The sequence below is a fragment of the Colwellia polaris genome, assembly GCF_002104515.1.
Lineage (GTDB): Bacteria > Pseudomonadota > Gammaproteobacteria > Enterobacterales > Alteromonadaceae > Cognaticolwellia > Cognaticolwellia polaris.
On the sequence record NZ_NBOE01000006.1, the window covers coordinates 137927 to 160141 of the forward strand.

Here is a 22215-nt window from a genome sequence, read left to right on the forward strand (position 1 = left end):
CGCTTAATCAGTGAGAATCTCAGCGATTTCAAGGTTAATTTGTTGGCACCAAAGTTTAATACGCTCTTCACTGGCATCGTATTGGTTGTCTTCATCAAGCGCTAAACCAACGAATTGTTGTTTATCTTCAGTTAAGGCTTTTGACTCGGCAAATTCATAGCCTTGATTTGGCCAATAGCCAATAACATAGCCACCTTGAGCCTGCACTTGCTCATGCAGCATACCCAACGCATCTTGAAACCAATCAGTGTAGCCAATTTGATCCCCCATACCGTACAGAGCAATAATTTTACCTTCTAGATCAATATCAGCAATTTCAGGCCAGTGTGATTCCCAATCTTCTTGAATTTCACCATAGTCCCAAGTAGATATTCCCAAAATTAAAATATCGTGATTTGCCATTTCAGTTAATGGTGTATCTTTTATATTAAATAAACTGACCATATCAGCGCCAAGTTCTGCTTGAATTTTTTCTGCAGCTATTTCGGTATAACAAGTGGTTGAGCCGTAAAATAATGCGATGTTCATTTATAATTTACCGAGTTTTAATACAAACCACTTTCGGTGGTTAGTGAGCTAATGGCGAGATTTTAACAAAATCTCAGTAAATAAGAAGCTTTGCATGCGTGGATAAATAAATACTTTATTGTAAATATTGGTTATTGGTAGGCTTAGTGTTATTGCAATTATACTATTTTCACTGTAATTTTAGCGGCATTAGAGCGGTCTTTGTATTTACCCTAAATTGCAATTGTAATTTTCCGCTAATTTCCGCTCACTCATTAAGGTTTGGATTTACTTATGTATAAAAAAATTATATTGGCTGCCACATTCGGTGTACTAAGTTTAACGAACAATGTTACTGCATTCGCTGAGCCTGTTTCGTCTGCGAATAACAGTGTAATGTTACCTGCGGCGCAATCAGCTGAAATAACTGCTGTTAAAGCAAAACTTTCACAAACGTTAGGTTTTAATGTTGCTAGTATTAAAGCTTCACCAATGCCAGGTGTTGTGGAAGTATTAACAGATCAAGGGTTGTTTTATGCAAGTGCTGATGGCAACTTTTTGTTGCATGGAAAAATGTATGGTTTAGGCGATAACGTTAGTAATTTAACGGAAGAAAGTTTAGCGCAAGTGCGTGTTGATGGCATGGTTAAATTTACCGATAATATGATTGTCTATCCAGCTAAAAACGAAAAACATGTGGTAACAGTATTTACTGATATTACCTGTGGTTATTGTCGTAAAATGCATGAACAAATGAGTGCCTATAACGACAAAGGTATAACTGTACGTTACTTAGCGTATCCGCGTGCTGGTGTGAAAGATCGTAACGGAAGTTACTCTCAAGGTTTTAAAGATCTTCGCTCAATTTGGTGTCATGAAGATGCAGAAACTGCACTAACAAAGGCAAAAAGTGGTTCGTCTGTTGCTGCCCGTATTTGTGAGGCGCCGATAGAAGAAGAATTTAATTTTGGTCGTCAAGTGGGCGTAACAGGTACACCTGCAATTATGCTCAAAAATGGCATGATGGTGCCAGGCTATCAAGACCCTGATAAACTATTTGCCTTGCTAGAAACTACTCAACAAGGTAGTTAATACCCCGTAAATAATACACTTGTGTTAGGTACAGCATTGTTTTTATTGAAAATGGCAAGTAATTAACTTGCCATTTTTGTATCTATCGTTTTTGGCATTAATCAGTATTAAGGTGCATTTATGCATAAAGAAATCATACGTCGAGATCAAGTCAGCGACGAGCATTTACCTGATAGCTTGCATCCTATTATTCGACAAATCTATGCAAGACGTGGGGTTAAAAGTAAAGACCAGCTTGAATTGACCGCATCACACCTTTGTGCTGTTGACACTTTAAAAGGGCTGCCAGAAGCTTGCGAAATTTTATATCAAGCGCTGAAAGATAAAAAGAATATTACAATAATAGGTGATTTTGATGCTGATGGTGCTACGAGTACGGCGTTAATGATGGAAGCTTTGCAAATGCTAGGCTCTTCAAATCATCATTTTTTAGTACCTAATAGATTTAAATATGGTTATGGACTAACCCCTGAAATAGTTGATATTGCCGCTTCAGAAGGTGCGCAGGTATTAGTGACTGTTGATAATGGTATTAGCTGTATGGCGGGTGTTAAAAGAGCGAAAGAACTAGGCCTGCAAGTCGTGGTGACAGATCATCACCTACCTGGAGCCGATACACCGCCGGCCGATGCCATTGTTAACCCAAACCAGCGTGGTTGTAATTTTGCGAGTAAATCGCTGGCGGGTGTTGGCGTAGCATTTTATTTTATGTTGGCATTAAGAAAATACTTACGCGAACACCAATGGTTTGAAGCACAAGGCTTTAAAGAGCCTAATATTGCGCAATTACTCGATTTAGTGGCCTTAGGCACAGTTGCCGATGTGGTTTCACTTGATGCCAATAATCGCATTTTAGTTGAGCAAGGCTTAAAGCGTATTCGAGCTGGTGCCACACGCCCAGGCATACAAGCGTTAATTGAAATAGCAGGGAAGAGCCAACAGAAGTTAGTTGCTAGTGATTTTGGTTTTGCTTTAGGGCCACGAATAAATGCCGCAGGGCGTTTAGATGATATGGCCTTTGGTATTAATTGTTTATTGGCAAAAGACTTATCAACAGCAAGAGTAATGGCGGCCGACTTAGATGATTTAAATAAAGCACGTCGTGAAATTGAACAAGGTATGCAAATTGAAGCTGAACAGGTGCTAGCGAGTTTAAAGTTTAGTGAAGACAATTTACCCAATGGCATTAGTTTGTTTCATAGTGACTGGCATCAAGGTGTTATTGGCATTGTGGCTGGGCGATTAAAAGAAAAATATCATCGACCGAGTATCGTTTTTGCGAAAGGTAACGACGATCTTGATGAGCAAAGCGCTGCGGTTAATTCGGCAGAAATAAAAGGCTCTGCTCGTTCAATTCCAGGCCTGCATATTCGAGATCTATTAGAATATATTGACAGCCAACATCCGGGTATTATTATCAAATTTGGTGGCCATGCTATGGCTGCTGGTTTATCGATAGCGGCGGATAAATTTCAACAGTTTTCAACACTTTTCGAGAAGTATGCCAAGCAGTGGTTAAGCAAAGAAGCGCTTACGGGCACTATATCTTCTGACGGCGAGCTATTAACAAGCGATATCACGCTGACATTTGCTCAAGTATTACGTGAAGCGGGCCCGTGGGGGCAAAATTTTCCAGAGCCGGTATTTGATGATACTTTTACCTTAGTTCAGCAGCGTATTGTTGGCGAAAAACACTTAAAGTTAGTGGTAGAAAAAGATCAGCAAATTTTTGATGCTATTGCGTTTAATGTTGATATTAAACGTTGGCCAGATCATCAAGCAAAGCAGGTTAAGTTAGCTTACCGTTTAGATATTAATGAGTTTCGAGGTAAACAAACGGTGCAATTAATGGTTGAACAATTGGCTTGAAAATTATCAGAAAAATTGCCGTTTTATTTACTTAGATTATTGAAGTTAAAAAACAGTTAGCAAAATATAAAAAAATGACATTTCAAAGCACAAGCAAGCGTTTATTTAGTCGTATAATTAAGCTACAATGCGCGACTGTTTTTTGGTTCTATTGACCAATTATATTCAACCATAACGGCGTATCAGTAAAAGTATGTTAGAAGTAAACCCTGTACTCAATAAAGTTAAAGAAATTCGCGAACGCACCAACTTGCTTCGGGGGTACCTTTGACTACGACCAAAAGTCAGAACGTTTGGTTGAAGTTACACGCGAATTAGAGTCAGCTGATGTTTGGAATGATCCAGAACGAGCACAAGCTTTGGGTCGTGAGCGTGCAGCGTTAGAAGCTGTTGTTGAAACCATTGACGAGATGGACTCTGGTTGTGAAGATATCGAAGGCCTAGTAGAACTTGCTGTTGAAGCTGAAGATGAAGAAACTTTTAACGACGCAGAAGCGGAAACAAAAGCGTTAGAAGCCAGCCTTGAAAAATTAGAATTTCGTCGTATGTTCTCTGGTGAACATGACGCTAATAACTGCTACTTAGATATTCAGTCAGGCTCTGGCGGCACAGAAGCACAAGACTGGGCTGAAATGTTGATGCGAATGTATCTGCGTTGGGGTGAAGCTAACGGATATAAAACTGAAGCAATTGAAGTAACCGGTGGTGATGTTGCTGGCATTAAAGGTTGTACCATTAAGTACACCGGCGAATATGCTTTTGGTTGGCTGCGAACAGAAACCGGCGTGCATCGTTTAGTAAGAAAATCTCCGTTTGACTCAAGTGGTCGTCGTCATACATCGTTTGCTTCTGCATTTATTTATCCAGAAATTGACGACAATATTGAAATTGATATTAACCCAGCAGATTTACGCATAGATACCTTTCGTGCTTCAGGCGCTGGTGGTCAACATGTTAACAAAACTGACTCTGCTATTCGTATAACGCATGTTCCAACGGGGGCTGTAGTGGCTTGTCAAGCCGATCGTTCTCAGCATAAAAACCGTGCAACAGCAATGAAGCTATTAAAAGCTAAGCTGTATGAAATGGAAATGCAAAAACAGAATGAAGGTAAGCAAGAATTAGAAGACGGAAAATCTGATATCGGTTGGGGGAGTCAAATTCGCTCTTATGTTTTAGATGACAGCCGCATTAAAGATTTACGCACCGGAATAGAAAACCGCAATACGCAAGCCGTATTAGATGGTGATTTAAATAAATTTTTAGAAGCTAGTTTAAAATCTGGCTTATAATAACCATTTCATGACGTTATTAGTCACTTGTGTTAGCTAAAACAATTCAAAGCGCTTTATCTTGATTTGTTTTTCTTTGCACAATAAATTGATAAACCTAATGAAGCAGTTATAAACACATTCATTAACTTAAATAGAATATTACGTTAAACACGAGAAATAAAATGACTGATCAAGCAAACCAAGACGAAAACAAATTGATTGCCGAGCGTCGTGGCAAATTAGCAAAAATTCGCGAAAACTGTCCGGCTAATGGCCACCCTAACAAGTTTGACCGAAAACATTATGCTGCTGATTTACAAGCCCAGCACGGTGAAAAAGATAAAGAAACGCTTGAAACTGAAACTGCTGAATACAGCATTGCTGGTCGTGTTATGGCAAAACGTGGTCCATTTTTAGTACTACAAGATATGACCGGCCGTATTCAGGCTTACGCGCATAAAACAGTGCAAAAAGATATTAAAGAGCGTTGGGGCACTTTAGATATTGGCGATATTATTGGTGTAACCGGTACTATGCATATGTCTGGTAAAGGTGATTTATACGTTAACATGGACAAGTACGAACTTTTAACAAAGTCGCTTCGTCCATTACCAGAAAAATTCCATGGTTTATCAGACGTTGAAACTAAGTATCGTCAACGTTATGTTGATTTGATCATCAACGAAGATACCCGTAACACTTTTAAAGTTCGCTCAAAAATTGTTGATGGAATTCGTAAGTTTCTAACTGACCGTGATTTTATGGAAGTTGAAACACCAATGCTACAAACTATTCCTGGCGGCGCATCAGCTAAACCATTTGAAACTTTCCACAATGCTTTAGACATTCAAATGTATATGCGTATTGCACCAGAGCTTTACTTAAAGCGTTTGGTTGTTGGTGGTTTTGAAAAAGTATTCGAAATTAACCGTAACTTCCGTAACGAAGGTTTATCAACTCGTCATAACCCAGAATTTACTATGATTGAATTCTACCAAGCTTATGCTGACTATCATGATTTAATGAACCTTACTGAAGATATGCTACGTACGTTAGCTGAAGACGTAATGGGAACTTCTGTTATCCGTAATACCGTTAAAAATGCTGATGGCGAAGTTGTGGAAGAGAAGTTCTATGATTTTGGACAGAAATTTACACGTTTATCAATGGTTGATGCCATTTTATTACACGGTAATAATTTAGACGAAAACATTTTACGTAACCCAGAAGAAAACTTTGACGCGCTTAAAGCAATGGCAAAATCTGTGGGCGTAAAAGAAACAGATGCATCTAAAGTGTGGGGCGCAGGTAAATATATTTGTGAGATTTTTGAAGAAGTTGCTGAGCACATGCTTGATCAACCAACTTTTATCACAGAATACCCGTGGGAAGTTTCACCATTAGCGCGTCGTAATGACGATAACCCATTTATTACCGACCGTTTTGAGTTCTTTGTTGGTGGCCGTGAATTAGCCAATGGTTTCTCTGAGCTTAATGATGCAGAAGACCAAGCAGAACGTTTCCAAAACCAAGTTGAAGGTAAAGACGCAGGTGATGACGAAGCTATGCACTTCGATGCTGACTACATACAAGCATTAGAATATGGTTTACCGCCAACAGCAGGTGAAGGTATCGGTATCGATCGATTAGTGATGTTATTTACTGACTCACCAACGATTAAAGACGTTATTTTGTTCCCACACATGCGTCCATTAGCCGAGTAAACTTATTTTGGGGGAATTTAATCATTACTGGTTAAATTCAAACTAAGTAAATATTGGTAGCTGCGATTTTAGTATGAGCTAATAGCTCTGTCTTAAATCGCAGTTATATCATTCCAAGTTGGTATTACATCATTCATTCTTTAACGTTAAATTTCTGACATACCTTTCAATATCTTTGCTAGATATTTTTTTGTTCTATCTTCTTTATGCTGCCTTATTTGTACTCCTTCTTTTATTATTTTCACTGTTATTGTGCTTAAAGATTTTTTGAATTAAATCACTGATCTATTTATCGGTATTGATATAATGCTTAATATTAAAAAAGTTGCTTAACTCTTTCGGCTACATCAATGTATTCGACTATTTAACCTGAACTCTGGATAATGAGTGCTTGATACTCAAGTGAATCAAAAGCTTAGGTGGTAAAGTAAATGCTATAGCAAGGTGAACATCACTAATTTACACCATCAATGCTTCATTTTATGCCATTTCCAAGGCAAAACGTTTATGAATAGCGGGCTATTTATCGACGTTTCAACGCAGGTAATGGCTTAAAAGGGAGGATTGAGCAAGTACTGCTTATCCAGAGTTCAGGTTATTTATGTTATTGAAAATTAAAGTGCTAATAGGATGCATAGTATGAAAATAAAAGTGTGGGACTTACCTGTTCGGATTTGTCATTGGTTATTAGTCATTATTATTGCTTTTCAATTTATCAGTGTAAAAGTGTTAGATGAATCAATGCTCTCTAATGCGACTCAATGGCACTTTTATGGTGGATACGCTTGTCTTGCTATCGTAATTTTTAGAATTTTGTGGGGAATACTAGGTACTTACTATGCTAGATTTAGCCAATTTATACAGTCTCCAATAAAAACCTTACAATATTTACGTGGTAGGGGAGAACAAAATCATTTAGGTCATAATCCCGCGGGTGCTTATTCTGTTATCGCTTTGTTATCATTAATACTTGCGCAGACAGTTAGTGGTTTATTTACTACGGATGATATTTTTAATGATGCCCCTTACTACGGTGTACTAAACGATTCATGGCAAACAGTGGTTAACTTTGTACATCATAATGTTGTGTATGTGCTTTTAGGTTTTATTGTGTTGCATATCGGCGCAATTGTATTTTATAAAGTTAAACACAAAGAAAACTTAACCAGTGCAATGGTTACAGGTAATAAAATAGTACATAAAAGTGTGCAATCTCAAGGGCCGTTTCCATGGCTAGGCTTTATCGTCTGTTTAGCGATTACAGCGCTAACCGTTTACTTAATTATTGAAGTATGGCCACCTGAGCCAGTAGAAGATTATTTTGGTTATTAATGGCCTAAAATTGATAGATTAAGTAAATCTTTTGTTTTTCAATTGTTTAGGGGGTGGTAGGGAGAAGATAAAAAAGTGTGCTCTCATTGATTTTGTTCACTCAGAGCACATATTTGATAATGCCAATTTGATTAATTAAGTGAGCTACCTTTTCATTTTAAGCATTAAAAATGAGTAGCTAAATAATCAAATTTCTATAAGTATTTAATCTTTTTTGTAGTCGTCGTGGCAAGACTTACAGCTTCCACCAACAGCTCCAATAGCTTTTTTAAAGCTACCTGTCTCATTATTTTCACCAGCCATTTTTAAGTTATTAGCAGCGGTAACTAAGTTATCTACTTTATCGCTAAAATCTTTATGATTAGTCCAAATGCTGTCTTTAGCATCAGTGTTTATATTGAATTTTGAGGTATCTAGTGAAAAGTAGTCATGCATCATAGGTGCTAAAAAGGCGATACGTTCAGCATTTTTCGTGATCACATCAGTATCCATTGGGATTTTACCTTTCGCCATAGCGCCTAACGGCCCCATATTACTGCTAATTAGCTGAAATACAGACTTACGGTAGGTAGTTACTGCTTGAGCTTGTTTTTCATTGCTTGCTTGCTTTACTTCAGTGGCTTGCGCGCTACTTGATAATGCTAAGAAGCTTGCTGTTGATAAAGCTGCTGTAAGTAATATTAGGCTTGGTAATGTTTTCATGGGCTTTCCTTATTAATAAAATTGTACTTTGACTTAATTTACCTCAAATACCCAAGGTAGTCTATTTAAGTGCTATGGTGAATTGACTGACTCAGTTACCTATATGCAAATTGTTAATTGGTGATAAATAACATTAAGACAAAAAAAGCGATGATGGTGCCATTAAAAGCAAATATATAACCAAAGCCTTTTAAACCCTCTTTTATCGTATAGTTATTGCTTTTTAAATACCAATACCAAATAGCACACATAAGAATGGGAACGAGAAAAAATAGTTTGATCATATTTACGCTATCTCCTGCGTTGTTTGTTTAGTTGGCTCTCGCCATGGTGCAACTTTTAAAAGCATTAACATACCGGGTACTGCTAATGCTGTGCACATAAAATAAAAATTCGTCCAACCTATTTGCTCAACAATAACCCCTGTAGTGGCATTAGCGAATGTTCTAGGCAATGCGGTAAGTGCTGTAAATAGTGCAAATTGGGTTGCAGCAAATGCAGGGTTAGTCGCTCGAGCAATAAAGGCAGTAAAAGCCGCGGTGCCAAGTCCAACGCCTAAATATTCAAAGCCCATAGCAAAAGCTAAAGCGTAGGTGTTATGGCCAATTTCTGCTAAAGCCGCAAAACCTAATATACTGACTATTTGCACAAAACCAAATAACCAAAGGGCACGATTAATACTTAATTTAATCATGACTATACCACCAACGGCTAAACCAATGGTCATCGCAATTAATGATGCCGTTTTGGCGACAACACCAATTTCTGTTTTAGTAAAACCTAAGTCGATGAAGAATGGGGTTTGTAAGGCGGTTGCCATACTATCACCAAGCTTATATAAAAATAAAAAAGCAAGAATTTGTAGCGCTGATTTTATTCCTTTTCTATTAATAAAGTCTCTAAAAGGTAGCACTACCGCTTGGCGTAGTGTTTTAGGTGCCTGTAGTGTGTTGTTAAGCTCTTTAATGGTAAGGCTTAAGAAAATACCGATTAACATGAAGGCTGCAACTATCAAAAATACTGATTGCCAACTGATATGATCAGCAAGAATAAAAGCTAATGAGCCGGGCACTAAACCAGAAAGCCGATAAGCTTGTACATGAATGGAGTTACCTAAGCCAAGTTCATGTTCGGGTAATAATTCTCGTCGATAAGCATCTAACACAATATCTTGGCTTGCACTAAAAAATGCTACAGCGGCAGCTAAGTAAGCGACACTCCAAATGTTCATTATGGGGTCAACAAAGCCAAATCCGGCAATAGAAAATAGTAAAAGCACTTGTGTGAGTAACATCCAACTGCGGCGACGACCCAGTACAGGTAATGAGTACCTGTCCATTAATGGTGCCCAAACAAACTTCCAAACGTAAGGAATACCTATAAGTGAAAATAGGCCGATTTCAGTTAGGCTAACTCCTTCAGAGCGCAACCATCCAGGCACAAGTTGATATAAAATAAACAGTGGTAACCCAGAGCTAAAGCCCATGAAAATACAAATTAGCATGCGACGATTAAATATCGCTTGCTTAAAGGTAGGAGACTGCATTGATTAAGCCTAATGAAAGCGAGAAGGTAATGGTAATAGGCTACCAAAATGTACTAGTAAACAGAAGATTAATCTTTTGAAACAGGTAATTAGTTACTATAGATTTACCTATTGTTTTCTGAATTAGTGTAGCCGTATACCAAGGGGAATTAGTGAGTTAGTTACGGCAGCGGTCGCCAGCCTATACAATCAATCGGATAACTACCCTTGCCAGAGAAAAAATCTAAGCAGGTTGATATCTCACTCTTAAAGTAAAGATCGCGCTCGAGATCATGGGCACTATGAAGAGATAGTTCATGCATAATATGCCAAAAAACACGCTCTCTAGCATTACTCGGTGTTTCGTCATTCACACGGAGTAAAGTCCATTCTGCCATTGTATTATCGACAAAATGGTCGAGCTCAGTGTAATGGATAGAGTGATTTATAACCGCGATGATGTAGGCACCGATTTGGGTGATTTTTTCATTGATAAACTGCTCAATTATCATGACATTCCTTTTGAATTATTAAGCCAATACATAATTTAGCGTAAGAAATAAACAGTAATAGTTACCATGCGTTGTTGTTTGTACAGTTTAGTTATCGTAGAGAAAACTAGTATTGTCAAAGTTATAAGCCGGTAAAATTGTAACTGAAACTTTATTTTCTAAGCCTAATAGCGTATTTCACACACTATTTTTGGAGTTGTATATTGACCGTTAATTTTATTATTATTATTTTTTATGTTTGAAATGCGCTACATTTTCTGAACATATATTCGTGCTAAAGATATCTTATAAAGCAGGTAATAAACTAGCTTTAATTAACATTATTGGTTCTAAAGGAACATCCTCCCAGCCCATAGCTTCGTTGTAGTCTGTTGCAACTAATGCCATAGCGTCTACCACTTCTTGGCCTTCGATTACTGTACCAAAAACTGCATAGCCCCATTTTCTACCTGGATCTAAACTGGTATTGTCGCCCACATTGAAGAAAAACTGTCTGTTAGCGGTATGAGGGCGGCTTTCTTTTGCCATAGCAATCGTACCTATTTCATTTTTTAGCCCGTTACCCGATTCATTTACTATTTCACCCAGTATTTTTTTAAGTTCAAAGTTTTCATTATATCCGCCACCTTGAACAATAAATTCACTTACAACACGATGAAATATAGTGTTGTTGTATTCATCTGAAACAACATAAGTTAAAAAGTTATCGACAGTTAGTGGAGCGCGAATTCTATCAAGCTCAACAACAATAACGCCCATCGATGTCTCTAATTTTACCTGTGGAAATAAATTGTCAGGATCTATCGATAAGTTATTAGCGCTAGAAGTAACTGACAATAAACATAAAAAAATAACTGAAAAAAATTTCATTAGCTAACTCTCATTGTGAAAATCTTTAATCAGGCAACATAAAATTAATTATTGCATGAATTGCTGTAACTCTTCGTTTTGAACGATTTGTGATAATAATTTGGTTAGTTGCTGATTAAAGTCACGCTCTAAAACTGCCAAGTCTGCCTTTAACGGGCCGTTACTGGTACCTGTAACTTTAAATGCTTTTGATAAAGTGCCTTTACTATTATGTATAACAACACGAATATTCATAAGATTACTCGCGCTATACTTCAACATTGCTTGCTTAACACTGACTAAGGCATTATCAATAATTATTTCAATTTGATTTGCCGCAGGGGTATTAAATCGCAAACCATTAGCTTTTAATGCTTTGGTCAGCGATATCTCTACGGTCTCTATAATAGCTTGTTGCGGAGAATATAATTTTGTGGCTTCACCTGTGCGCAAAATTTGTACTATATGAGGAGAGGTGCGTAAATCACGCATAAGTAATTGTGCTTGCTTTAGCTGGTAAGCGTTGCTACTGCCAATATTCAACTCTGGACTTACAATTACTTGCTGTGTTGGTGATGAGCAAGCCATTAATAAAGTCGTTGTACATAAAAGCATGAACTTAAATATAGTTGATTTCATATGAGTTTCTTAAGCGTTAAGTTGATTAACTATCGTTTGATTGCTGAAATAGTAACAAATTTATCGTTACTAGCAATCAATGTTTCATTACCAAAAATTCTTTTTAATTTAATATGATAACCGAGTTGTCGATTGCCAATAATGCGCAATTCACCGCCTTTTTTCAACACTCTATGACTATCTTTAAACATCTGCCATGCAATATGGTCTGTGGTCGCTGTTTGTTGATGAAACGGTGGGTTGCATAATACTAAATCAACACTGCCTCCTTCAACGCTGGTTAAGCAATCGTTGACTTGGAATTGGCATTGCTCGGCAACGGAAGGTAAATTTTCGCTGATGTTTAATTTAGCAGATGCTATCGCCATGTATGACTCGTCTATAAAGTGAACATGTGCTTCGGGTTGTTTTGATAATACATTTAAGCCAATTACACCGTTACCACAGCCGAGATCGATAACTTTAGTGTCAGCAGAAATGCTTGGTAAATTCTCCATAAAGTATCTTGCGCCAATGTCGAGCTTTTCTCTTGCATAAACATTTGCGTGATTATGTAAAGTAAAGTTGGTGTTTTCTAGTGGCCAAGATGTAGGGAAATTAGCATGTGTGGGCTTTTCATTATCGAGTTCACAAAATACCAATCGTGCTTTCTTAACCGCTAGCGATGTTTTAGTTGTACCAAGATATTGCTCAAATACTTTCAGTGTTGAACTATGAATTTCTTTAGCTCGATCACCAGCAATAAATAAAACGTCTTTGCTAAGCTTTTGCTTTATAGCGCTAAGTTGTTGGCAGAGTAACCCTTTGCTTTTCGGTATTTTATAAAGCACTACATTTATATCGCTCGGTAACTCATCTAAACTACTAAGCAAGGTTACATTTTCATTAGATAAGCCATTTTGTTCTAAATTAAGCTCAATGCCTTGGTGACTTAAAAAAGAGTCATTAACACAAAACACTTGATGTTCAGTTAAGTTGCAGGTGATAGCACCAAAATTATCGTTGAAAATTAGAACTTTTTGTTTTGGTTTATCTAAGTCTTGTTGCGCTAAATAGCTAATAATATATTCATCAGCAGCATCCCACGCCTGTAGGCTTCGGTTCACTTGTCCGGTAGGAAAACGATCGAGAAATAGGTTTTTGTCATTGATAATAAAAGGGCTGATCATAGTGATAAATACTTAGTTGGCGTAACAGATATTGTGACAAAGTTTATCTCTACGAGCTAGCTAATTACTAAAATTATAAGATAATGAGACTAAAAAAGACAAAACAAACACTTAAGGTGATTAAGGAATAGTAAAATTTGAAGATTAACTGTGCAGATGCTGATATTTATTATATTGAAAATTTTTACCTTAAAGATGAAGCTGAAACTATTTTTCAAGACTTAAAGCAAAATCTAGCTTGGCGGCATGATGATATAAAAATATTCGGGAAAGTCATGAAAATACCAAGGTTGCAGGCTTGGTATGGCGATAATCACTTACGTTATAGCTATTCCAATATAACCTTAATTGCTAAACCTTGGTCAGAGCGCTTATTAGAAATTAAAGCTAAAGTGAGTGGTTATTGTCAGCAAGACTTTAATGCGGTACTGGCAAATTTATATCGTAATCAAAATGATAGTGTAGGTTGGCACAGTGATAACGAGCCTGAGTTAGGAAATATGCCAACGATTGCTTCGTTATCTTTTGGCGCTGAGCGAGAGTTTCAACTTAAACATATTATAACTAAAGAAAAAGTTAATCTAACGCTTACCTCGGGTAGCTTGCTAATCATGAAAGGTAAAACACAACATTATTGGCAACATTGCATACCTAAAAGAACTAGAGCGATAACCAGTAGAGTTAATTTAACCTTTCGCAAAATTTGTATTTAGCGTTATTCTTCATCAATCAGGCTAGCTTGAGATTAAAATATTAAATTACGCTGTTACTCACATAGATAGATGGCATAATTACCTTCAGCGACTAAAATTAAACTGATCATACTATCGATCAATTTCAGGGAATACATATGACTATTGAAGCCGTAATCGAAGAAAAATTACTTTCTGCTTTCTCACCTATTCATCTCGACGTTATAAATGAAAGCCACCAACACAATGTTGCCCCAGGTAGCGAATCACATTTTAAAGTTATTATCGTTTCTGAAGAGTTTGAAGGCGAGCGTTTAATTAAGCGTCATCGTGCAATAAACTCCATTCTAGCCGAAGAACTCGCAGACAAAATTCATGCATTAGCGCTGCACACTTATACGGAAAAAGAGTGGAAGAGTTATTATGCTGAGAACACCCCATTATCGCCAAAATGTTTAGGTGGTAGCAAAAGTAGTACTTAATAGCCAAAGCTTATTCACTTGAATAGCAACCTAAAAATGAAGTTACAAAGGTTGGTTTTTTCAATATTCATTAAAAAATATCGAATATTGTCACTGGTCGCACCTCATATTGGTGCAAGCAAGAGTAAACTAGGCGACAATTTCATTTTATAAATCAATTTTTCACTTAATAATCTCAGGTAGTCGGCTAAAATTATTAGCCTTAGTTTTTGATTATTAATGTGATATTAAGAAGGTATAGTTATGGTTATCAAGCCAAAAATTCGTGGTTTTATTTGTACTAATGCTCACCCTGCAGGATGTGCAGCGCATGTTAATGAGCAAATTGCTTATGTTAAAAGCCAGCCGCAAGCTGATGTTAAACCGAAAAACGTATTAGTTATTGGTGCATCAACAGGTTATGGCTTGTCTTCACGAATTACAGCTGCTTTTGGTAATAATGCAAAAACATTGGGTATTTTCTTTGAAAAGCCACCAACAGAAAAGAAAACCGCTTCAGCGGGGTGGTATAATACTGCCGCCTTTCAAGCTGCTGCTGACAGTGCAGGTATTTGGTCAAAAAACATTAATGGCGATGCTTTCTCACATGAAATTAAAGCCAAAGCCATTGAAACCATTAAAGCTGAGTTAGGTGAAATTGACCTGATTGTTTATAGCTTAGCATCACCGCGTAGAACGGATCCTGATACCGGCGAAGTATACTCGTCAACATTAAAGCCAATTGGTCAAAGTGTTACCACTAAGAATTTGAATACTTCTAAACGTATTATTGATTCAGTATCGGTTGAAGCTGCTTCAGAAGAAGAAATTCAAGGTACAATTGATGTAATGGGCGGCGCAGACTGGGAACTTTGGATAAAAGCCCTAGGCGAAGCAGGTGTTTTAGCTAAAGGCTTTAAAACGGTTGCTTATACTTATATCGGGAAAGAGTTAACTTGGCCGATATATGGCCATGCCACTATTGGTCGCGCAAAAGAAGATTTAGATCGCGCCTCTACAGCCATAAAAACTACAACAGCTGATATTAAAGGCGAAGCTTATGTTACTTCACTTAATGCAGTGGTAACTCAAGCAAGTTCAGCTATTCCTATTATGCCTTTGTATATTTCAGCTATGTTTAAAGTAATGAAAGCTGACGGTACTTACGAAGGTTGTATTGAACAAATACAGGCGCTATTTAGAGAAAATATATACGGTAAAAACCCAACACTTGATGAAGCAGGGCGTTTACGTCAAAACAATAAAGAGCTTGAAGACAGTGTTCAACAACGTGTAACTGATATTTGGAATACAGTAGATAGCGACACAATTGACGAATTAACCGACTATGTTGGTTATCATCAAGAGTTTTTGAAACTGTTCGGCTTTGGCGTTACAGGTGTTGATTATGATGCTGATGTTAGTCCAGAATTAGCGATAAATAACTTACTATAAGTTAGTTATTACTGTTTGGTTATAACTGAATTCGCAAATATTTATTGATACAAAAACCGGCGAATTGTCGGTTTTTTTATGTCAGTCTACCTTGTAAATATCGAATAATTTCAACTTTATAGCGGAGTAAAAATAATCAAGATTTACCTTTTTTTAACCTCTTTATTCAAAAGTTAGCGTTTAAAAAAGTATATTTTGTTCTATATTTGTTCTAAATAAAGATTATTCGACTAAATTATTATTATTTGTGGTGCTTAAGATAGAATCAAAATATGGTTTTGTGTTAGAATCGCGCCAGAAATTTTAACTAGAGCCAGTGAAGCTTAATTTATTGAAACTAAATTAAGATTTTACTGAAATACACTGAAATCGGTCTTTTATGTTATTAATTTGCATTTATTGTGGATTTTCGCAATATGTAAGTGTTTTTAATAACGCATTAATTGATTTTGATTACTCCCATCAAAAGTAGTGCAAGTGTTTATGATTACGATAAAAAAAGGTCTGGATGTTCCTGTAGTAGGTGCCCCCCAGCAGGTAATCCATGATGGTCCGTCCATCAAAACTGTTGCAACATTAGGTGAAGAGTTTGTGGGTATGCGCCCAACCATGTTTGTTAAGGTTGGAGATAGCGTTAAAAAAGGTCAGGCACTTTTTGAAGATAAAAAGAATCCTGGCGTTAAATTCACAGCTCAAGCTTCAGGTGTTGTTAAAGAAATAAATCGTGGTGAAAAGCGCGTATTGCAATCTGTTGTTATCGAAGTCGGTGGCAATGAGCAAGAAACGTTTACCCGCTATGCCGCCAATGAACTTAATTCAATAGCACGTGAAGATGTTGTTGCAAACCTTGTTAATTCAGGTTTGTGGACTGCATTGCGTACACGTCCATTTAGTAAAGTTCCTGCTGTAGATGCAACGCCTGTTGCTATATTTGTTAGCGCATTGGATACCAATCCTTTAGCTGCAGATCCAGCGGTTATTATTGCTGAGAAAAGTGAAGCCTTTGTTAATGGTTTAACTGTTCTTGCTCGCTTAACCGAAGGTGAAGTATTTGTTAGCAAAGCACCAGGTAGCGATATAGCTGTTAATTCAGCCGCTACAGTTACTGAATTTGCTGGTAAACATCCTGCCGGTTTAGTTGGTACACAAATGCACTTTTTGAAGCCAGTTAGTGCTGATAAAGTTGCATGGCATGCAGGTTACCAAGATGTTATTGCTATCGGTGAATTATTTACTACCGGTGAATTAGATAACAGTCGTGTTATTTCTTTAGCAGGTCCAGCAGCAAAAAATCCTCGTTTAATTCGTACGGTTTTAGGTGCAAGTTCTACTGAGATAATTGCAAAAGACAAAGCTGATGGCGAAGTGCGTGTAGTTTCAGGTTCATTATTACATGGCTCTGTTGCTTCAGGTGTTCATGGCTACCTAGGTCGTTACCATACACAGCTTTCTCTTATCCTAGAGGGTAGAGAAAAAGAATTTATTGGCTATATGTATCCAGGTCCTAATAAATTTTCTGTAACACGTGCTTATATGGGACATTTCTTTCCTAAGAAATTGTTCAACATGACCACAACAACAAATGGTAGTGCACGCGCTATGGTGCCTATTGGTAATTTCGAACGCGTTATGCCGTTAGATATTTTACCAACTATGTTATTGCGCGATTTATGTGCCGGCGATACAGACGGTGCGCAACAACTTGGTGCTTTAGAGCTTGATGAAGAAGATTTAGCCTTATGTACATTTGTTTGCCCAGGCAAAACAGATTACGGCGTGATCCTTCGTGATTGCCTAACCACAATTGAGAAGGAAGGTTAGTCATGGGCTTGAAAAAGTTTTTTGAAGATATTGAACCGCAATTTGAAAAAGGCGGTAAGTTTGAAGCTTGGTATGCACTTTACGAAGCTGTAGCTACCGGGTTATTTACTCCTGGCCAAGTTAACAAAGGTCAAACGCACGTACGTGACAGTATTGATCTTAAACGTATCATGATCACAGTTTGGTTAGCGGTTTTCCCTGCCATGTTCTGGGGTATGTATAACATAGGTTTTCAAGCAACTGACGCATTAGCGGCTGGTTATGCTTTACCTGATACGTGGCAAGTAGGTTTGTTTGAAATGTTAGGCGGTAGCTTATCGGCTGAATCTGGTTGGTTCACGATGATGCTATACGGCGCCGTATTTTTCTTACCTATTTATGCAACGGTATTTATTGTTGGTGGTTTCTGGGAAGTATTGTTTGCCTCAGTGCGTAAACATGAAGTTAACGAAGGTTTCTTTGTTAGCTCAATTCTTTTCGCGTTAATCCTGCCGGCAACTATTCCATTATGGCAAGCGGCTATCGGTATTACTTTTGGTATTGTTATTGCCAAAGAAATATTTGGTGGTACAGGTAAAAACTTCTTAAACCCAGCGTTAGCGGGTCGTGCGTTTTTATTCTTCGCTTATCCAAGTGAAATCTCAGGCGATGCTGTTTGGGTTGCTGCTGACGGTTTCTCTGGTGCTACAGCATTAAGTGCTGCAAACCAAGGCTTAATTGAATATACCATTAATGCTGACTGGTGGAATGCATTTTGGGGTTATATCCCAGGTTCTGTTGGTGAAGTATCAACGGCCATGATTTTACTAGGCGGTGCATACATTCTTTATAAAGGTATCGCTTCATGGCGTATCGTTTTAGGTGTATTCGGCGGTATGGTTGTGACGGCTATGCTATTCAACGCTATTGGTAGCGATACTAATGCGATGTTCGCTATGCCTTGGTATTGGCACTTAGTTACTGGCGGTTTTGCCTTTGGTATGATGTTTATGGCAACTGATCCTGTTTCAGCGTCATTTACGAATACAGGTAAATACTGGTTTGGTGCTTTAGTTGGCATCATGGTAGTGCTAGTACGTGTTGTTAACCCTGCATTCCCAGAAGGTATGATGTTAGCTATTTTATTCGCTAACTTGTTTGCACCTCTTTTCGACTACTTTGTGGTTCAAGGGAATATCAAACGGAGGCTTGCTCGCAATGTCTAGTAATAAAGAAACGTTTGGCAAAACGATTGGTTTTGTATTTGTTGTTTGTTTAGTTTGTGCGGCTTTAGTGTCAATTTCAGCTGTAAGCTTAAAACCATTACAAACCGCGAATAAGTTGCTTGATAAGCAAACTAAAATTCTTGAAACTGCTGGTCTTTTAGACGCAGCAGGCGACGATATTGTTGGTACATATAACCAACGTGTTGACGCTAAAATGATTAACTTAGCTACGGGTAAAGTTGTTGAAGGTGATGTTAATACTTTTGAAGAACGTGCAGATGCACGTGACGCTAATAAAAGTTTTAAGCCTGAAAATGATATTGCTGGTTTAAACCGTGTTGCTAAAAATGCAGTAGTTTATCTGGTTAAAGATGAGCAAGGTAAAGTAACAACAATAGTTTTACCTATTGTTGGCTCAGGCTTATGGAACCTAATGTATGGTTTTGTTGGTTTAGAATCAGACATGAATACTGTTAAAAGCGTAATTTACTCAGACCACAGTGAAACTCCTGGATTAGGCGCAGAAGTGCTTAACCCTAAGTGGAAAGCACTATGGCCAGGTAAAAAAATGTTTGATGAACAAAACAATGTTGCTATTAAAATTGTTAAAGGCGGCGCAAAAGCCGGCGATGTTCATGGTGTAGATGGCTTGTCTGGTGCAACATTAACCAGTAATGGTGTTGAAAACACATTGCGCTTTTGGTTAGGTGACGAGGGCTATGGTCCATTTATTTCTAACTATCGCGCTGGAGGACTGAACTAATGTCTCAAGATACTAAAAAGGTTTTATTTGGACCTATTGTTGATAACAACCCTATTGCTTTGCAAGTACTTGGTGTTTGTTCTGCGTTAGCGGTTACAAGTTCTCTACAAAATGCTTTTGTTATGACAATTGCGGTAATGTTAGTAACAGGTTTCTCTAACTTGTTTATTTCACTTATTCGTAATCAAATACCTTCAAGTGTTCGTATTATCGTGCAAATGGCGATTATCGCATCATTGGTAATTGTTGTTGACCAAGTGTTAAAAGCATTCTCTTATCAGCTTTCAAAAGAGTTGTCGGTATTTATTGGTTTAATCATTACTAACTGTATCGTTATGGGCCGTGCTGAAGCTTTTGCAATGAAAGAAAAGCCTGGTGTGAGCTTTTTAGATGGTATTGGTAATGGTATGGGCTACGGCGCAGTATTGATTGTTGTTGCTTTTTTCCGTGAACTATTTGGTTTTGGTACATTGTTTGGTATGGAAGTGTTTACTTTGGTACAAAATGGCGGTTGGTACCAAGGTAATGGCTTATTAGTTTTACCATTTAGCTCATTCTTCATTATAGGTTTAATTATCTGGGCAATTCGCCAGTACAAACCAGAACAAGTAGAGAAGGACTAAGCTGTCATGGAACATTATATAAGTTTATTTGTTAAAACCATTTTTATTGAAAACTTGGCATTAACTTTCTTCCTTGGTATGTGTACTTTCTTAGCTGTTTCAAAGAAAGTAAGCACGGCTATAGGTTTAGGTGTTGCTGTTGTTGTGGTACTAGGTATTGCGGTACCTGTTAACCAAATCATTTATCAAGCTATTTTAGCGCCAGGTGCGTTAGACAGTATGATGGGTGTTACGGATGCTGCTGATTCTATTGATTTAAGCTTTTTGTCTTTCATTACCTTTATTGGTGTGATTGCGGCATTAGTGCAAATTCTTGAAATGGTATTAGACAAATACTTCCCTGCTTTATATCAAGCATTGGGTATTTTCTTACCGTTGATCACAGTTAACTGTGCCATTTTCGGTGGCGTGTCATTTATGGTAGCGAAAAACCTTACCTTAGGCGAAAGTGTTGTTTACGGCCTTGGCTCAGGTGTTGGTTGGATGTTAGCTATTGTATTAATGGCAGGTATTCGTGAGAAGATGAAATACTCAGATGTACCAGATGGCTTAAAAGGCTTAGGTATTACGTTTATTACTGCAGGATTGATGGCATTTGGCTTTCTTTCTTTCGGTGGTATTTCACTTTAGGTTAATGTCGGTTTTAGCTTGTTTTCATTTTAGTGTGAATACCAAAGCTAAAACCCTTAAAGAAGATTAAAGGAAAAGTCGATGGAAATTATTATTCTCGGCGTATCGATGTTTACCGTGATAGTGCTTGCTTTGGTAATGGTTATTTTATTTGCCAAGTCTAAGTTAGTATCTTCAGGTGACGTTACGATCAGCATTAATGGCGACCCAGAGAAAGCTGTAACTACAGCGGCCGGTGGTAAACTTTTAGGTGCACTAGCTGACCAAGGTATTTTTATACCTTCAGCTTGTGGTGGCGGTGGTACTTGTGGCCAGTGTCGCGTAGAAGTGCATTCAGGTGGTGGTGATATCTTACCAACTGAATCAGGCCATATTAATAAGCGTGAAGCAAAAGCAGGTTGTCGTTTAGCATGTCAAGTGGCAGTTAAACAAGACATGGATATTGAACTTGAAGATGAAATCTTTGGTGTTCAACAGTGGGAATGTGAAGTTATCTCTAACGATAACAAAGCTACGTTCATTAAAGAACTTAAGTTAAAAATTCCTAATGGCGAATCTGTACCTTTCCGTGCAGGTGGTTATATACAAATTGAAGCACCAGCTCATCATGTGAAGTACAGCGATTTTGATATCGATGAACAATACAAAGGTGATTGGAATCATTTTGGTTTCTTCGATGTAGAGTCAAAAGTTGATACAGACACATTACGTGCTTACTCAATGGCTAACTACCCTGAAGAAGAAGGCATTATTATGCTTAACGTGCGTATTGCTACGCCGCCTCCTGGACGTTTGCATTTACCAGCAGGTAAAATGTCATCATATATCTTTAGCTTAAAAGCTGGCGATAAAGTGACTATTTCTGGTCCATTTGGTGAATTCTTCGCGAAAGAAACTGAAAACGAAATGGTATTTATTGGTGGTGGTGCAGGTATGGCGCCAATGCGTTCTCATATCTTCGATCAACTTAAACGTCTTAAGTCTAAGCGTAAAATGTCGTTCTGGTATGGTGCTCGTTCTAAGCGTGAAATGTTTTATGAAGATGATTATAACGGTCTTGCGGCTGAAAATGACAACTTCGAATGGCATGTTGCGTTGTCAGATCCTCAACCAGAAGATAACTGGGAAGGCTTAACTGGTTTTATTCATAACGTATTGCATGAGCAGTACTTGAAAGACCACGAAGCCCCTGAAGATTGTGAGTACTACATGTGTGGTCCTCCAATGATGAATGCTGCCGTTATTCATATGCTTAAAGATTTAGGCGTAGAAGACGAAAACATTATGTTAGATGATTTCGGTGGCTAATTTTCGCCAATGAATTCATTGAATAATAAGGCGACCTAGGTCGCCTTTTTAATATCTCATGCT

22 protein-coding genes are annotated in these 22215 nt (G+C 37.7%); 14 read left to right on the top strand and 8 right to left on the bottom strand.

From position 1 onward, the window contains the following. Positions 1-3: 3 nt before the first annotated feature. Positions 4-528, bottom strand: coding sequence for a flavodoxin FldB (gene fldB, locus B6A32_RS11475; RefSeq protein ID WP_085304118.1), 525 nt, complete (start codon positions 526-528; stop codon positions 4-6). Positions 529-801: 273 nt separating this feature from the next. Between fldB and dsbC the strand changes: the two genes are divergently transcribed. The 5 genes from dsbC (at position 802) to B6A32_RS11500 (ending at position 7798) form a co-directional block, all read left to right on the top strand. Continuing rightward, positions 802-1599, top strand: coding sequence for a bifunctional protein-disulfide isomerase/oxidoreductase DsbC (dsbC, locus tag B6A32_RS11480; protein ID WP_085304121.1), 798 nt, complete (start codon positions 802-804; stop codon positions 1597-1599). A 120-nt stretch (positions 1600-1719) separates the two neighbouring features. After that, a complete protein-coding gene (gene recJ, locus B6A32_RS11485; protein WP_085304123.1) occupies positions 1720-3468 on the top strand; it encodes a single-stranded-DNA-specific exonuclease RecJ in 1749 nt (582 codons plus the stop codon). A 193-nt stretch (positions 3469-3661) separates the two neighbouring features. Beyond that, a protein-coding gene (gene prfB, locus B6A32_RS11490; protein WP_198946907.1) for a peptide chain release factor 2 occupies positions 3662-4760 on the top strand; the annotation gives its coding sequence in 2 pieces (ribosomal slippage) (positions 3662-3736 and positions 3738-4760; 1098 coding nt in all). Positions 4761-4924: 164 nt separating this feature from the next. After that, a complete protein-coding gene (lysS, locus tag B6A32_RS11495) occupies positions 4925-6466 on the top strand; it encodes a lysine--tRNA ligase (protein WP_085304125.1) in 1542 nt (513 codons plus the stop codon). A gap of 639 nt (positions 6467-7105) precedes the next feature. After that, on the top strand, positions 7106-7798 hold the full coding sequence (locus B6A32_RS11500) for a cytochrome b/b6 domain-containing protein (protein WP_158088482.1): 693 nt from the start codon (positions 7106-7108) through the stop codon (positions 7796-7798). A 204-nt stretch (positions 7799-8002) separates the two neighbouring features. Here the strand turns inward: B6A32_RS11500 and B6A32_RS11505 are convergent, their stop codons facing one another. The 7 genes from B6A32_RS11505 to B6A32_RS11530 all read right to left on the bottom strand — a co-directional run bounded on the left by B6A32_RS11505 (position 8003) and on the right by B6A32_RS11530 (position 13194). Beyond that, positions 8003-8500, bottom strand: coding sequence for a c-type cytochrome (locus B6A32_RS11505; protein WP_085304129.1), 498 nt, complete (start codon positions 8498-8500; stop codon positions 8003-8005). A 113-nt stretch (positions 8501-8613) separates the two neighbouring features. Beyond that, positions 8614-8784 carry a hypothetical protein gene (locus B6A32_RS19350; RefSeq protein ID WP_198946908.1) on the bottom strand — a complete coding sequence of 57 codons (171 nt, stop codon included), beginning with the start codon at positions 8782-8784 and terminating at the stop codon, positions 8614-8616. A gap of 2 nt (positions 8785-8786) precedes the next feature. Beyond that, positions 8787-10046: an AmpG family muropeptide MFS transporter gene (locus B6A32_RS11510; RefSeq protein ID WP_085304131.1), complete on the bottom strand. Its 1260-nt coding sequence runs from the start codon at positions 10044-10046 to the stop codon at positions 8787-8789. Between the two features lie 161 nt (positions 10047-10207). Then, entirely contained in the window at positions 10208-10423 is a 216-nt protein-coding gene (locus tag B6A32_RS11515; protein ID WP_233131399.1) for a hypothetical protein, read from the bottom strand. 399 nt (positions 10424-10822) lie between these two features. Further along, positions 10823-11407 (bottom strand): peptidylprolyl isomerase, encoded by a 585-nt coding sequence (locus B6A32_RS11520; protein WP_085304135.1) that lies wholly within the window; start codon positions 11405-11407, stop codon positions 10823-10825. Positions 11408-11455: 48 nt separating this feature from the next. Continuing rightward, positions 11456-12025 carry a YajG family lipoprotein gene (locus B6A32_RS11525; RefSeq protein ID WP_085304137.1) on the bottom strand — a complete coding sequence of 190 codons (570 nt, stop codon included), beginning with the start codon at positions 12023-12025 and terminating at the stop codon, positions 11456-11458. Positions 12026-12054: 29 nt separating this feature from the next. Next, positions 12055-13194: a methyltransferase gene (locus B6A32_RS11530; protein ID WP_085304149.1), complete on the bottom strand. Its 1140-nt coding sequence runs from the start codon at positions 13192-13194 to the stop codon at positions 12055-12057. A 137-nt stretch (positions 13195-13331) separates the two neighbouring features. Between B6A32_RS11530 and B6A32_RS11535 the strand changes: the two genes are divergently transcribed. The 9 genes from B6A32_RS11535 to nqrF all read left to right on the top strand — a co-directional run bounded on the left by B6A32_RS11535 (position 13332) and on the right by nqrF (position 22152). Continuing rightward, positions 13332-13907 (top strand): alpha-ketoglutarate-dependent dioxygenase AlkB family protein, encoded by a 576-nt coding sequence (locus B6A32_RS11535; RefSeq protein ID WP_085304151.1) that lies wholly within the window; start codon positions 13332-13334, stop codon positions 13905-13907. Between the two features lie 137 nt (positions 13908-14044). After that, a complete protein-coding gene (bolA, locus tag B6A32_RS11540) occupies positions 14045-14368 on the top strand; it encodes a transcriptional regulator BolA (RefSeq protein WP_085304153.1) in 324 nt (107 codons plus the stop codon). A gap of 243 nt (positions 14369-14611) precedes the next feature. Then, positions 14612-15802 carry an enoyl-ACP reductase FabV gene (gene fabV, locus B6A32_RS11545; RefSeq protein WP_085304155.1) on the top strand — a complete coding sequence of 397 codons (1191 nt, stop codon included), beginning with the start codon at positions 14612-14614 and terminating at the stop codon, positions 15800-15802. 483 nt (positions 15803-16285) lie between these two features. Continuing rightward, the gene (locus B6A32_RS11550) at positions 16286-17623 is read left to right on the top strand and encodes a Na(+)-translocating NADH-quinone reductase subunit A (protein ID WP_085304157.1); all 1338 of its coding nucleotides are present in this window, start codon (positions 16286-16288) and stop codon (positions 17621-17623) included. Positions 17624-17625: 2 nt separating this feature from the next. Continuing rightward, complete coding sequence (locus B6A32_RS11555) at positions 17626-18828, top strand: NADH:ubiquinone reductase (Na(+)-transporting) subunit B (protein ID WP_085304159.1); 1203 nt, start codon at positions 17626-17628, stop codon at positions 18826-18828. Beyond that, positions 18821-19591, top strand: a complete 771-nt coding sequence (locus B6A32_RS11560; protein WP_085304161.1) for a Na(+)-translocating NADH-quinone reductase subunit C — start codon at positions 18821-18823, stop codon at positions 19589-19591. Before B6A32_RS11555 ends, B6A32_RS11560 begins: the two co-directional genes overlap by 8 nt. Next, positions 19591-20214, top strand: coding sequence for an NADH:ubiquinone reductase (Na(+)-transporting) subunit D (locus B6A32_RS11565; RefSeq protein ID WP_085304164.1), 624 nt, complete (start codon positions 19591-19593; stop codon positions 20212-20214). Before B6A32_RS11560 ends, B6A32_RS11565 begins: the two co-directional genes overlap by 1 nt. A gap of 6 nt (positions 20215-20220) precedes the next feature. Next, the gene (gene nqrE, locus B6A32_RS11570; protein ID WP_085304166.1) at positions 20221-20844 is read left to right on the top strand and encodes an NADH:ubiquinone reductase (Na(+)-transporting) subunit E; all 624 of its coding nucleotides are present in this window, start codon (positions 20221-20223) and stop codon (positions 20842-20844) included. Between the two features lie 81 nt (positions 20845-20925). Beyond that, entirely contained in the window at positions 20926-22152 is a 1227-nt protein-coding gene (gene nqrF, locus B6A32_RS11575; protein WP_085304168.1) for an NADH:ubiquinone reductase (Na(+)-transporting) subunit F, read from the top strand. Positions 22153-22215 lie beyond the last annotated feature (63 nt).